Genomic DNA, 13,991 nt, shown 5'->3' on the forward strand with positions numbered 1-13,991 from the left:
TCTGCCACACTTGCGGCGGATGAACGCCCGATTAACACTACCTACTCCGAAATCTGCCACACTTGCGGCGGATGAACGCCCGATTAACACTACCTACTCCGAAAGAATGAATCGACCGATTCCTCGAGGCCGGGAGACAGTCCATGTCCCAGACGATTCACGTCAAACCGACCCATGACGGCACCTATACGGTCTATCGGGGTCCGACGGCCCTCGTGAGCGGCCTCACGCGGCTTCAGGCAGAGCTGTATCAGGCCAGCATCTCCCGCCAGGCCCAGCGCCCCCTGGTGGGATTGACGGCCTGATCCGGGATGGCCGGCGTGTGAACGGTCATCTTCGCGTCAGCTGCAACACCCGGAGGTCGGCAATCGCCCCGGCTTCCGTCAACCCGCGTTCCTTGGCTTCGATCACGTAGCGGTCGTCGGCCTTTCTGACCGTATAGACATGATAGCTCGCGCGGCGGTGCAAGGTGCCGCCGTGCGACACCGCCGAGGCCGAAGGCGCTCCGACCACCGGGACGGCGGCACCACCGGGGCCTTCGACGAAGGCGATGCTCCCCACATGGTTGTGCCCGTGCAGGATCAGGTCCGCGCCGGCACGCGCGATCATCGCCGTGAACGCATCCGCGTCCTTCAATTCGCGCCCGGGCGACGCCCCCCCTGGCTGCGGCGGATGATGGATCATCGCCACGCGAAACGGTGGTTCGGGCTCGGCGCCCAGCTGTTTCAGAATGGTCTCGACAGCCTGGATCTGAGAAGGGCCGAGGCGCCCACTGGCGACGAAGGGCTTGGTGGGAATCGCGGACGAGACCCCGATCAGGGCRAGCGGTCCACGGCGCCGGAGATAGGGGAAGATGCCGTCGGTGCCATCGTCACCGGAGGTCCAGGCGCGGCACGCCTTCAACAGCCCTTCGAGTGAGCCGCGCACATAGGCGTCGTGATTGCCCGGAACGAAGCTCACATCGTCCGGAGCGCCGAGTGCTTCGAGGAAGACCCTAGCCGTCGACCACTCACTCGGCAGACCGATGTTACACAGGTCGCCGGTGCAGGCGATGTGGTCGTGAGGCTGCGTCCGCAAGTCGGCCACCAGCGCCGCGAGGATCTCCATGTCGTGGTGTCGGCTGCGCCCGCGGCGCCAATTCACATAGCCGGTGGCGCGCTTGCCCAGAAGCTGGCGCAAGCGAGGACGTGCGATAGGGCCGACATGCGGATCGGTGAGATGGGCGAGGCGAAACATCGGTTCCGTTTCGGATGAGGAGCTCGCCTTCGCCACTGGCGGCTGCCGCGTCAAGCCTCGCAAATCGTCGCTCGCGCGTTCGAATCCAGGATCGCGACGGCGTAAGCTCACACATCATAGAGGACCGCGTCGGCGCTCCGATACGGTGCTTCCTCCCTTGCATGATGGCCGTTCCGCCGGACGGATGAGGTCGGGCCCGCCCTGGCGAGGTTGCGCCGGCAATTCGAACGGCGCTAGACCACCCCGGACCGGCCATGCTCCCCAGCGAGCGCCGTTCGGCGGATGCGCAGACGACGCAACCTGCCGCACGTGCGCCCTGAGGGCCGACCGGACGAAGGGCCGAACGTCCGGCCCGCGGAACCGAGTGTATGAGCCTTCTCAAACGCGTCGGCCGGTCGCCACCGGTTCAAAAAAGCCTCGGCTTCGTCGCCTTCCACTACCTGCGCTTGGTACGCGCGACGAACCGCTTCACGGTCGAGCCGGCCGAGCCGCACCGCTGGCTCGACGGGAAATCACCATTCATCGCCGGTATGTGGCACGGCCAGCATACGATGATCTCGTTCATGCGCCGTCCGCAGGACAGGATCGCGACGATCATCTCGCGGTCGGCGGATGGCAACATCAACACCATCGCCCTCACCCGGATGGGTGTCCGCGTCATTCGGGCCTCCGGGGCGCGCGGACGCACCGTGCGCGATGCGAAGGCGAAAGGCGGCGCGGAAGGCCTGCGCGCCATGATCCGTGCCCTAAAGGATGGCGAGAGCGTCGCCTTCAGCGCCGACGTGCCGAAGGTGTCGCGCCGCTGCGATCTCGGCATCCTGACACTGGCGCGGTTCTCCGGTCGGCCGGTCATTCCCGTCGCGGTCGTCACGAGCCGGCATCTGCGCTTCAACAGCTGGGACAAGGCCTGTTTCGGGCTGCCCTTCGGCAGGGGTGCCATGGTCTTCGGTGAAGCGGTCCTCGTCCCGCGCGACGTCGATCCGGAGGAATTGGAGCGCTTGCGTCAGCGCCTGGAGAACGAGATGAACCGGGTTCACGACCGGGCCTACACCCTCGTCGGCCGCCCGGACCGGGTCGTCGATCCGGTGGCTGGGTCCCTGGCCCTCGGGCCGTTTTCGTGAAGGCTCCCCCGCTCACCATCGCTCTACGGGCTTATCGCTTCGGCCTCTATGTCGGTGAACCGGCGGTGGCGGGCCTKCTGGCCTGGCGCTCCCGCCAGGGCAAGGAGGATCCCGGGCGCCTGCCTGAGCGTCGCGGCCTTGCCGGACGAGCCCGCCCGAGCGGTTCCCTGGTCTGGATGCACGGAGCGAGCGTGGGCGAGGCCCTCTCGCTCGTCGGATTGGTCGACGGCATGATCGCCCGGGGCTTCAGCGTCCTCGTCACGACGGGGACGCGCAGCGCCGCCGAACTGATCGGGCGGCGCCTGCCCGCGGGCGCGGTCCATCAGTACATGCCCCTCGACGCGCCGCGCTGGATCGAACGGTTCCTCGATCACTGGCAACCGGACATGATCGGGCGGCGCCTGCCCGCGGGCGCGGTCCATCAGTACATGCCCCTCGACGCGCCGCGCTGGATCGAACGGTTCCTCGATCACTGGCAACCGGACYTGGCGCYGGTGGCGGAATCGGAGATCTGGCCGAACACCCTCATCGCCCTGCACCGGCGTTGTCACTGAAGCAAGTCGCGTGCGCCCTCTAACGCATCGACCCATCACTAGTGCGCTGGCTCAGACGGATGGTTCAGGGGTTCGGCTGACGGCTGCGAGACCGTCAGGCATGGCTTGCCCAATGAAGAATGCCGCCGCACTGAGTGCGCTAATGGTTGCCGGGAAAGCGGCGCGGCTCTACCATTCGGAATGACCGAAAAGCTGACGACAGCCGCCCTGTGCGACCTGAATTTAATTTCCCAAGAGGAAGTGGCGGCTGCCGTCGAAGTGTTTCTTGCAAATTCGATGGCGCCGCCTTTCGTTTTCAAGGAAGGCTACCGTCTCGATCTGGGAAAAGCCGTGCGACGGCATCCCGGCGCGAATGATTTCGTGAACCGGGGCAATGCCGGCCCCCTGATGAAGCGCCCCTTCGTGCTGGCTGCCATCCTGCAAGCCCGCCCCATGCGTGGCTGACCCTATTTTTCGGCCTCGGCGCCAGTTGTTTCGTTGAGAACGGGAGTCGCGCGGCCTCTTTGTGCGGCCTGACCCAGCATCGGTTCATGCCGTTGCCCGTGTTCTGAGATTTTCGCTGAGAGTCCCTGGCGGCCCGATCACAATGCGGGCGGAGACGACAAAACTCTGACCGCCGCGGCCTTCAGTACCGGCAGAGCTGCCTTTCCCCCCGATAGGCCGAGAGCGACATCCTCAGACAGGGCGCGCTCCACAGCGACGCATCTTGACGCTTCTCTTTGGCAAAATATATGTTACTCATCATCTTATTCGCGATGAGTCGTCGACGGGGAAATGCGTGATGGATGCGAGGATTGCGCTCGGGATGATCGGGCTTGCCCTGACGGCATGCTCGCCGGCCGAGACCGCCGTGTCACCTCAGCCGCCCTTGGTCCAGACCGTGGAGGTCGTGCGCAGCGGCAGCGGGATGGCCCGCTACACGGGGGTGATCCGGGCTCGCACCGAGAGCAATCTCGGCTTCCGCGTCGGAGGTAAGATCTTCGAACGTCTCGTCGATCCGGGTGACCGGGTGACGCGCGGCCAGCCTCTGATGCGCCTGGACCGGACCGATTTCAGCCTCGCGCTCAACGCCGCCCGCGCCTCCGTCGAGGCTGCCCGCGCTCAGATGATCAAGGCCAAAGCCGACGAGGAGCGCAGCCGAAAACTCGTCTCAGACGGCTGGACCTCGAAACAGACCTACGATCAGAACAAAGGCGCGGCCGACGCCGCCATCGCGCAATTCGCCAATGCCGAAGCCCAAGCGAGCCAGATCGCCAACCAGGCCGGCTATGCCGAGTTGCAGGCCGATGCGGACGGGGTCGTGATGGAGGTCCCCTCGGAGCCCGGTCAAGTGGTCGCCGCCGGGCAGACGGTGGTGAAACTGGCACGTGATGGCGCGCGCGAGGCAGAAGTGTTCCTGCCGGAGGGCAGCCGGCGTGCCGCGCAAGGCGAAGCCTCGGCCACCCTCTACGCCGAAGGCGAGAGCACCTATCCCGCGCGGCTACGTGAACTCTCGGCAACCGCCGACCCCGCCACGCGCACCTACCGCGCGCGCTACATTCTGTCGGGCGGCGGCGAGACCGCGCCACTCGGCGCGACCGTGACCCTGCTGCTTAAGACCTTGAGTGCCGGCCGTGCCGCCGCGGTGGAAGTTCCGCTTGGCGCGCTGTTCGACCAAGGCCAAGGCACCTCCGTCTGGCGCTACGACGCAGCCACCGAAACAGTGCGGCCTCAAGTCGTGAAGGTCGCTCGTATGGGCGAGGAGCGCGCGGACATCGTCGCGGGCCTGAGTGCGGGTGACCGTATCGTGGCGCTGGGTGCTCATCTGCTGAAGCCCGACCAGAAGGTCAGGCCGGCCCCGGCGAGCATGACGGGAGTCGTGCGGTGAGCGGCTTCAACCTTTCAGAACTTGCGGTCCGAGAACGAGCGGTCACGCTCTTTCTCCTCATTGCCCTTACGGGCGCCGGCTTCTTCGCGTTCGAAAAGCTCGGGCGCGGAGAGGATCCGGCCTTCACCGTCAAGGTGATGACGGTTTCGGCTGCCTGGCCCGGCGCCACCGCCGAGGAAATGCAGCGTCAGGTCGCCGACCCGCTCGAAAAGCGCCTGCAGGAACTCGTCTACTACGATCGCGCCGAGACGACAGTCCGGCCCGGCCTGATGATGACCAAGGTCATTTTCAAGGACAACATGCCGCCGGCCAAGCTCCAATCGGAGTTCTATCAGGCCAGGAAGAAGCTTTCCGATCAGGCCTCCAGCCTGCCACGTGGCGTGCTTGGGCCGCTGTTCAACGACGAATTCTCCGACATCTATTTCGCCCTCTACGCGGTGCAGGCAAAGGGTCTTCCGCACCGGCAGCTGGTGCTACGGGCCGAGGATATGCGCCAGCGCCTACTGCGCGTGCCCGGCGTCGAGAAGATCAATATCCTCGGCGAGCAGGCCCAAAAGATCTTCGTCGAAATCTCGTATCAGCGCCTTGCCACCCTCGGAATCACCGGCCAGCAAGTGCTGGCGGCGCTGGCCAATCAGAACGACGTCACACCGGCAGGCTTCGTCGAGGCGGTGGGTCCACGCGTCTACCTGCGCCTGGACGGCGCCATCGACGGACTCGACGCGATCCGAAACCTCCCCGTTGCGGCCGGGGACCGCAGTCTCAAGCTCGGCGATATCGCCGAGGTCAAGCGCGGCTACGAAGACCCGAAGACCTTCGAGATCCGCAACGACGGCGAACCGGCGCTCATGCTCGGCCTCGTGATGAAGCCTGGCTTCAATGGCCTGAACCTCGGCGCGGCCCTCAATGCCGAGGAGGTGGCGATCCATCACGAGACGCCGGCGGGCATCACCTTCACCAAGATCACCGACCAGGCCAAGGTCATCGACGACGCCATCCATGAATTCATGGTCAAGTTCTTCACGGCCCTCGGCGTGGTGATCTTCGTCTCCCTTGTGGCGCTCGGCTTCCGGGTCGGCATCGTCGTGGCGCTCGCCGTGCCGCTGACCCTCTCGGCGGTGTTCGTCGTGATGATGGTGACGGGCCGCGACTTCGACCGCATCACACTGGGCGCCCTCATCATTTCGCTCGGGCTACTCGTCGATGACGCCATCATCGCCATCGAGATGATGGTGGTGCGCATGGAGGAAGGCGCCGACCGGATCGAGGCCGCGACCTATGCCTGGAGCGCCACCGCCGCGCCGATGCTGACGGGCACGCTTGTCACCATCGCAGGCTTCCTGCCGGTGGGCTTCGCCGCGTCCACCGCCGGGGAGTATGCCGGTAACATCTTCTGGGTCGTAGCATTCTCGCTGATCATTTCTTGGATCGTCGCCGTGACTTTCACGCCGTATCTCGGCATCAAGCTTCTGCCGAACATCAAGAAAGTGGAAGGCGGCCACGAGGCCATCTACGCCACGAAAAACTACCAGCGCCTACGCCGCGTCGTGCGGATGTCGGTCGACCACAAATGGATGGCAGCCGGCATCACGGTAGGTCTGTTCGCGCTCGCGGTGGTCGCCATGGGGAAGGTCGAACAGCAGTTCTTTCCGAATTCCGAGCGCCCCGAACTCATCGTCGAGGTGACCCTGCCGGCGGGATCGGCTTTCGCCACCACCGAGGCCAGCGTCAAGCGGATCGAAGCGGCCGTACGCGAACTGTCCGAGGCTGGGGAGATCACGAGCTATATCGGCCAGGGCATGCCCCGCTTCGTGCTCTCTTTCGATCCCGAACTGCCAGATCCGGCCTTCGCCCAAATCGTGGTGCAGACCGCCGATGCGGCGACCCGCGACGTCCTACGCGGCAGGGTCCGCAAACTTGTGGAAGAGGGCCGCTTCCCCGAGGCGCGGGTGCGCGTGCTGCAGATCGTATTCGGCCCTCCCATCCGCTTCCCCGTGGCCTTCCGGGTCGTCGGCCCTGATCTCGACGTAATCCGTGGCATCGCAGCCGAGATCCGAGAGGTCATGGCGGCCAACCCGAACCTGCGCCTGGTTCATCTGGACTGGGGCGACAAGACCCCCAATCTGAGGCTCGCCTTCGACCAGGAGCGACTGCGCCTGATCGGGCTGACCCCGAAGGAGGCAGGCCAGCAGCTGCAGAATTATCTCAACGGCACCCCCGCCACGCAGGTGCGCGAGAACCTGCGCTCGGTCGATGTGCTGCTGCGCAGCCCCGGCCCGGAGCGGCGCTCACTCGGCGAGATCGGTGACCTGACGCTGGCGACGAAGGACGGACGCCAAGTGCCCGTGTCCCAAGTCGCCCGGCTCGAGAGCACCAGCGAGGATGCAGTCCTGAAGCGCTACAATCGCGAGACCTATATCCGCGTCCAGGGCGACGTGATCGACGGAAAGCAGCCACCGGACATCCACGCTCAGGTTGCGCCCCTGCTCGATCCGATCAAGGCCAAGCTACCCCCGGGCTACCGCATCGACACAGCCGGCGCGGTCGAGGAAAGCGCGAAGGCGATGATGTCGCTCGTGGCGGTTTTCCCGATCATGTTGATCGTGACCCTCACGGTCATCATGATTCAGGTGCGTTCGTTCGCGGCCATGTTCATGGTTTTCGCCACCGCCCCGCTGGGCTTGGTCGGTGCCGCGCCGACTCTGCTGATTTTTCACCAGCCCTTCGGCTTCAACGCCATCCTAGGGTTGATCGCCCTGTCTGGCATCCTGATGCGCAATACGCTCATTCTGGTGGACCAGATTCACCACGACCGTGAAGCCGGCCTGTCGGATTACGACGCCATCGTCGAATCGACGGTGCGGCGCGCCCGCCCCGTCATCCTGACCGCAGCCGCCGCCATGCTCGCTTTCATCCCACTCACCCATTCGGTGTTCTGGGGGGCTCTGGCTTACGTCCTCATCGGAGGCGTCGGTGTCGGGACGCTTCTGACCCTGCTGTTCCTCCCCGCGCTCTATGCCCTCTGGTTCCGCGTGAAGCGAGTTCCGGACAAGGACCGGACGACTGCCGGCGCGACCTCGATGGCTCACCCGGCCGCATCGTGAGGGGACACATCAATCATGCCCGACCGCTTCGGGCATGCCGACATCGCGCGTTCACCCGGTGAATGCGCGGTACATCGACCGGCTCGCGATGGTGCCCTCCTCGCGCGGGCCGGTCGATCGTCTGATAACTGGTCTACGGTCGATTAAGCGGAGCGGCTTCCGCCCAAATGCAAATACCGGATTGCGTGAATGCCATACAGGCCACGAATTCATCACACCCGTAGCGTTCTAATTTTCAACAATCGAATGAATAAAATCTAATGTCGAGCTGATATCATCGTATAAGCCAAGTCATATCTGCCGATATAAAGCCCTCGTTCCACGAAAGCCCGAATCTATACCGTCGGTACGAGCAACTGACTAGCACCAATACGGTTGTGTGAGTACGTCCAAAGCACGGTCTATCGTCCGCCACCACCGCCCGTATTGGGGATCGCGACTTCAGGCTTGTTGGCGTTGCCCGCAGCACCCGAGTTATTCGAACGGCTTTCCGCGCCTACGGCACCATACGCCTCGGTTCCAATAGAGCCTGGACCACCGTTATCGATTCCCCCCGGCTTCACCACCGGCGCGCCGTTGGTCCCCGGCGTTGTCATACGTGCCGGGCCAGGTTGCTTGATTTCCGCCGGCCCTGACGATTGTGCGAAGGCGGGAGCGGACGCAGTCAGCATCACTGCAAAGAAGGAAGTAGCGATCTTCGTCATGAAACGTCCCAGAATTCACAAGTGAATCTCTGAGACGTCAACCTACGTGAGGGCGATCAGTTTCAAGCTTTGCAGCCTATCACACTCGACACAGCTCAAGACCTTGTAGGCAGCCAGCTATGAACCCGGCAATATGGCGGGTCGAACAAGCTCCTTACGTTCGGTCACATGGCTGTATCCAGGTTCCGCCTGCGGTATCCGCTCGCTTGGCGTTCCGCCCTGAAGCCCATCCTCTATCGAAGGAGGCACCTCATTGGGTTCGTCCGGAAAAGGAGGCCAGATTGGACGATCGGGTTGCACCAGCTTCACCATCGAGCGACCTCCCAGCAATCGGCGTCAGAGACACATACTGGGATATAATATGCCAACGCAATTTGCAAAGCGGCCGGCAGGACCCATTCGGATTAGGTCGCTGCGGCCATGCTAGTCAGGAAGGAATTCGGCCGTTCGTGGAAGGGCTAAGGCGTCAACCGTGACGCCATATACCCCATCGGCTAAAGCCAATCGGGGAAGGCCCGCCCCCACGTCACGTTCCAGCGATACGGTCTTAGCGGCGGTCCGGCGTTCAACCAGGACCTGCCGCTATCCGAGTGCAGAACCGAAGAAAACCGAGCTTATCGCTCGCCAAAGCCCGATAGGAGCTTCTCGATCTGAGCGAGACCGTTCTCGCGGGCCTTGGCCTCGCTGGTCAGGCTTCGGTCCGAGCGCTGAACCAGCTTGCCACCCTTGCGAATGGCCCATTGGTAGGTCGCGCCCTCGGTGCGGGGGCTGAGGATTTCCAGGGTGTAGGGGTATGTCGATGTTTCGGTCATGTCCCCTATATGGCGCAAGCCTTGCGCGCCTTCCACCCTTTAATAGCCATATCGCTTACTGACGGAACAAACCCAGCGGGCGCTCTGGGTCGGAGCAACGTGCGAAGTGGTGGCGCTATCCCCGCTCCGGTCCCGCCTGGCTCGTCACATGGTCGGCGATGGCTCCAGCGGTGGTGAGCCAGATTTCGTCGCGGTGGGAGGCGATGTGGGCAAGCGCCGCCCGAAGCGGCCGCAGCCGATGCGGCTGACCGACGATATAGGGGTGCAGGGCAATCCCCATGACAAGCGGGGCACGCTCCGATTGCAGCAGCATCTCGTCGAAGCCATCGACGATCATATCGGCGAAGTCCCGCGCGGAATCTTTCCTCGCCACGATAGCGGGGATGTCATTGAGTTCCTGGGGATACGGCACCGAAAGGATGCGCCCGCCTCCGCGTGTGGAGAACCAGATCGGCTGGTCGTCATGGGCCCAATCGAGGAGATAGCGGTATCCAGCCTCGGCCAGGAGGTCCGGCGTCACGCGAGATTGCGAGATCCAGGGACCGAGCCATCCGGCGGGGGCCTTGCCTTCCTCCCGAGCCAGGATGGCAGTGGCTTCGGCGATGAGGGCGCGCTCGGCATCCTCGTCGAGGCTGCCCTGTCGCTCCGCGTTGGTGCGGCCATGGCCGACGATCTCGTCGCCGCGTGCCCGGAAAGCCTCGATCAGACCGGGGCAATCCTCGTAGATCCGGCTGTTGGCAAGGACGCTGGCGGGAAGGCAAAGCTCGTCGAACAGCGCTTTCATCCGCCAGGCGCCGACGCGATTGCCCCAGTCGCGCCAAGCATAGTTCAGCACGTCCGGCTGGGGACCGCCGGGAGCCAGTTCAGCGCCGAGGCCTGATCCGAAATCGAAAGTCTCGAGATTGAGAGCGACATAGACCGCGAGGCGCTTCCCCCCCGGCCAGTCGTAGACGGGACGATCGGGCAGGGCGCTATAGCGGTAGCGGCCGTGGTGTTTCGGTGCATCCGTCAATGCATCGCGCTCCATGATCGATCTCATTCCCTCGAATTGTCAGGCAGCACCGAGATAGGCCGCGGCAAGGGTCTCATCGGCGGAGAGTTCCGCCGCCGAGCCCGAGGCGACGACGCGGCCCTGTTCCAGCACGTAGCCGCGATCCGCCACGGTCAAGGCCAGTGCGGCCATCTGGTCGACGATGAGGATGGTCACGCCCTGGTCGCGCAACTCGGCCACGACGGCGTAGAGGGCGTTGATCATGGACGGGGCGAGCCCGAGCGAGGGTTCGTCGAGGAGGAGGATGCGCGGCTGCGCCATCATCCCGCGAGCAATGGCCAGCATCTGCTGTTCGCCGCCCGAAAGTAGCCCGGCCCGGCTCGTTGCCCGGTCGCGAAGGCGGGGAAACCGGTCGAGCAGGGCCTCGATCTCACTCGGATCGATCGGGGCCTTGCGTCCATGCGCGCCGAGCCGGAGGTTCTCCAACACGGAGAGTTCCGGGAAGACCTGCCTGCCTTCAGGCACGAGGGCGAGGCCGAGGCGGGCAATGGCATGGGCCGGTAGGCCGGCGATGGCACGGTCCTCCAGGATCACCGCGCCCTCTACCGGGCGGAGGAGACCGCTCAACGCACGCATGGCGGTGGATTTTCCCGCCCCATTCGCGCCGAGGAGCGCGACGGTCTCGCCGGGACGGACATCCAGCGACAGCCGGTCCAGGACCGGTGCGGCGCCGTAACCCGCGGTCAGGTCGAGAGCCGAGAGAACCGCGTCGGCGGGACCTTTCCAAGGGGACGGGCGCGGCCGGGCAGGGGTATCGGCACCACCGAGATAGGCCCGCAGGACGGCGGGATCGGCCCGTACCGCAGTGGCGTCCCCCCGCGCGATGGGCCGGCCGGCATCCATGACGAGGATATGGTCCGAGATGCCCATGACGAGGGGCATGTCATGCTCGACGAGAACCACCACGATACCGCAATCGGCGATGCGGCGCAGGAGACCACCCAAACGGTCGGTATCAGCGCGAGTGAGGCCCGCTGCGGGCTCGTCAAGCAGAAGGACGCGTGGCTGACCGGCCAGGGCCCGCGCGATTTCGACGAGGCGGCGATCCACGTGAGGCAGTTCGGCGGCGGGCCGGTGGAGGGCTCCGGTATAGCCGACGAAGGCGAGGAGGGCGGTAGAGGCGGCGACATCGCTTCTCGCGCCTGCTCGGAACAGACGCCCGGGGGCAATGGCGAGGGCCACGTTGTCGATGACCGACAGTGAACCGAACAGCCGCGTGGTCTGGTAGGTCCGGGCAATGCCGGCGCGGGCGATACGGTGAGCGGGCAGACCGGCGAGATCTTTGCCGACGGGATCTTGGCTCGGGAGATCTTCATTTGGGCGATCTTGCCCCATCAGCCGGATCGCCCCGGCACCGGGCCGATAGAAGCCCGAGACCATGTTGAGAACGGTGGTCTTGCCGGCCCCGTTCGGGCCGATGATGCTCGTGACGGCGCCAGGGGCGGCGTTCACCGAGACGCCCTCCGCAGCCTTGATGCCGCCGAAGCTGATGCCGATCCCCTCCACCGAGAGCGCTTCGGGCGACCGCTGCGCGAGATAGGTGGCAACGTCTCCCCCGACGCGTGGCACTGTCTCGGAAACGCGGCGCGGCAGGAGCCGGGCGAGGCTCCCGACGATGCCGGCCGGCACCAGCCACAGGACCACCAGCGTCGCGAGGCCGAAGAACAGCAGGCGGTACTCTGCGAGCCCGGAGAGGGTCTCTGGCAGGAGAACGGTGACCAGGGCACCGAAGAGCGGCCCCAGCACTGTGCCGGCGCCTCCCACCACCACCGAGAGTACGAACAGGATCGACTGGGTGAACGGGAACGAACTCGGCGCGATGAACAGCATCAACGGCGGCAGCACCGCCCCGGCGAGACCGGTCAGTGCCGCCGAGATCATGAAGGCCAAGGTCTTCACCCGCACCGGATCGAAGCCGAGGGAGGCGGCGGCGACATCCGCGTCCCGCACCGCCCGCATGGCGAGGCCGAGGCGGCTGCGCGCGAGGCGATGGAAGCCGTAGAGGGCGAGGCCGGCACCGAGTATCGACAGGATCGCGAGTTCGCGCTCGAGGAACGGCAATCCGAACAGCGTCGGGCCCGTGGCGATGACGAGGCCGTTCTGGCCGCCGGTGAGCGCACCGCCCTCGATCAGGCCATGCTCGACGATGAAGCCAAAGGCGATCGTCACCATGGCGAGGTAGGGGCCCTTGACCCGCATGGCGGGGATCGCGAGCACGCCGCCGAGAACCCCTGAGAGCAGGCCGGCGGCGGGGAGCGCCAGCCAGAAGCTCACCCCGGAAAGGGTCAGGATGGCGCTCGCATAGGCGCCGATCGCGTAGAAACCGGCATGGCCGAAGGAGATCAGGCCGGTGAGGCCGAGGAGGACGTTCAGCCCCGTTCCGGCCAGCGTCGTCAACGCCACGAGGGCGATGATGAAATGGCTGTACCCGTCGGTGGCGGCCACGAGGCCGATCCCCGCGACGGTGAGGGCGAGAATGGCGAGGGGCAGGGCGGAGCTTCCGGCGCGCATCGGCTCAGACCTTGTTCACGGCGGCCCGGCCGAGGAGGCCGTCAGGACGCAGCGCCAGCGCGAGGATGATCACCGAAAACACCACGATCTGGGTGTAGCCGGAACCGAGATAGCCGGTGACCAGGGCTTCCACGACGCCGTACAGCAGACCGGCCAGGACCACGCCGGTGGCGGAGCCGATCCCGCCGAGAATGGCGACGGCGAAGGCCTTGATGCCGAACAGGGTGCCCATCTCGGCCGAGACCGAGAACAGCGGGGCGATGAGGAGGCCCGCCGCGCCCGCGAGCAGGGCGGAGAGCGCGAAGGCGCAGGCCACCGCCCGACGCACGTCGATGCCCATCAGCCGCGCAGCGTCGGCATTCTGCGCCACCGCAAGCAGAACGCGGCCGAGATCTGTCCGGCGGAACACCGTGTGGATGGCGAACGCGACGGCGAGCCCGACAACGGGGATCACGATCTGCAGTGGGTAGATTCCGGTACCGAAGAAATCGACCGGGTTGCGCGCGAGCGGGGAGGGCAGGCTGCGCGGTTCCTTGCCAAAGGTGAACAGAATGACGTTGTCGAGCACCACGCCCCCGGCCACCGTGGCAAGGAGCCAGGCATCCGAGTTCCGCTCGACGAAGGGGCGCACCAGAATGCGCTCGACCACGATGCCGAGAAACGCGCAGCCGGCCAGGGCTGCGGCCACCGCCAACGGCATCGGCCAGCCCAATGTAACGCCCAGCATGTAGCCCAGCACCGCCCCGAGGGTGACGGCGCTTCCTTGCGCGAAATTCACCGTACCGGAGACGGCGTAGGTCACGTGGAAGCCGAGGGCGATGAGCCCATACATGCTCCCGAGACCGAGGCCGCTCACAAGGGAGCCGGTCAACATGGAACTCTCACTTTCACCGTATCATGTGGTCCATCCCACCCAGCCACCTCATCGCTGAGACGCCGCAGCGAAGCGGAGGCCTCGAAGGAGGCGTCCAGTTCGCACAGTGAGTTCCGGAGACCTCCTTCGAGGCCGCTTCGCGGCGCCACAGGATGAG

At 65.4% G+C, this 13,991-nt stretch carries 11 protein-coding genes and 1 pseudogene; 6 read left to right on the forward strand and 6 right to left on the reverse strand.

From position 1 onward, the window contains the following. Positions 1–143 precede the first annotated feature (143 nt). Positions 144–305, forward strand: coding sequence for a hypothetical protein (locus ASF32_RS26050; protein WP_200919205.1), 162 nt, complete (start codon positions 144–146; stop codon positions 303–305). 25 nt (positions 306–330) lie between these two features. Here ASF32_RS26050 and ASF32_RS19910 read toward each other — a convergent pair whose 3' ends face one another. Next, on the reverse strand, positions 331–1,236 hold the full coding sequence (locus ASF32_RS19910; RefSeq protein WP_056432538.1) for a metallophosphoesterase: 906 nt from the start codon (positions 1,234–1,236) through the stop codon (positions 331–333). A 368-nt stretch (positions 1,237–1,604) separates the two neighbouring features. Here ASF32_RS19910 and ASF32_RS19915 point away from each other — a divergent pair, with 368 nt between their 5' ends. From ASF32_RS19915 to ASF32_RS19935, 5 genes and pseudogenes are all read left to right on the forward strand, one after another. Then, positions 1,605–2,357: a lysophospholipid acyltransferase family protein gene (locus tag ASF32_RS19915; protein WP_056432541.1), complete on the forward strand. Its 753-nt coding sequence runs from the start codon at positions 1,605–1,607 to the stop codon at positions 2,355–2,357. Continuing rightward, positions 2,354–2,902 (forward strand): annotated as a pseudogene (locus ASF32_RS19920) (glycosyltransferase N-terminal domain-containing protein); the annotation flags it as partial. The gene ASF32_RS19915 and the pseudogene ASF32_RS19920, both read left to right, overlap by 4 nt. A gap of 189 nt (positions 2,903–3,091) precedes the next feature. Next, positions 3,092–3,355, forward strand: a complete 264-nt coding sequence (locus ASF32_RS19925; protein ID WP_056432548.1) for a hypothetical protein — start codon at positions 3,092–3,094, stop codon at positions 3,353–3,355. Between the two features lie 337 nt (positions 3,356–3,692). Next, positions 3,693–4,778 (forward strand): efflux RND transporter periplasmic adaptor subunit, encoded by a 1,086-nt coding sequence (locus ASF32_RS19930; protein ID WP_056432551.1) that lies wholly within the window; start codon positions 3,693–3,695, stop codon positions 4,776–4,778. Then, on the forward strand, positions 4,775–7,882 hold the full coding sequence (locus ASF32_RS19935; protein WP_056432553.1) for an efflux RND transporter permease subunit: 3,108 nt from the start codon (positions 4,775–4,777) through the stop codon (positions 7,880–7,882). Before ASF32_RS19930 ends, ASF32_RS19935 begins: the two co-directional genes overlap by 4 nt. A 401-nt stretch (positions 7,883–8,283) precedes the next feature. Here the strand turns inward: ASF32_RS19935 and ASF32_RS25615 are convergent, their stop codons facing one another. The 5 genes from ASF32_RS25615 to ASF32_RS19955 form a co-directional block, all read right to left on the reverse strand. Further along, complete coding sequence (locus ASF32_RS25615) at positions 8,284–8,586, reverse strand: hypothetical protein (RefSeq protein ID WP_156467911.1); 303 nt, start codon at positions 8,584–8,586, stop codon at positions 8,284–8,286. A gap of 614 nt (positions 8,587–9,200) precedes the next feature. Further along, positions 9,201–9,398, reverse strand: a complete 198-nt coding sequence (locus tag ASF32_RS19940) for a hypothetical protein (protein ID WP_018042694.1) — start codon at positions 9,396–9,398, stop codon at positions 9,201–9,203. A gap of 115 nt (positions 9,399–9,513) precedes the next feature. Continuing rightward, positions 9,514–10,425 carry a polysaccharide deacetylase family protein gene (locus ASF32_RS19945; protein ID WP_156467912.1) on the reverse strand — a complete coding sequence of 304 codons (912 nt, stop codon included), beginning with the start codon at positions 10,423–10,425 and terminating at the stop codon, positions 9,514–9,516. A 24-nt stretch (positions 10,426–10,449) separates the two neighbouring features. Next, positions 10,450–12,960 (reverse strand): ATP-binding cassette domain-containing protein, encoded by a 2,511-nt coding sequence (locus ASF32_RS19950; RefSeq protein WP_056432561.1) that lies wholly within the window; start codon positions 12,958–12,960, stop codon positions 10,450–10,452. 4 nt (positions 12,961–12,964) lie between these two features. After that, complete coding sequence (locus ASF32_RS19955) at positions 12,965–13,834, reverse strand: branched-chain amino acid ABC transporter permease (protein ID WP_056432564.1); 870 nt, start codon at positions 13,832–13,834, stop codon at positions 12,965–12,967. Positions 13,835–13,991 lie beyond the last annotated feature (157 nt).

It is taken from the genome of Methylobacterium sp. Leaf91 (assembly GCF_001422815.1).
Classification (GTDB): Bacteria; Pseudomonadota; Alphaproteobacteria; order Rhizobiales; family Beijerinckiaceae; genus Methylobacterium.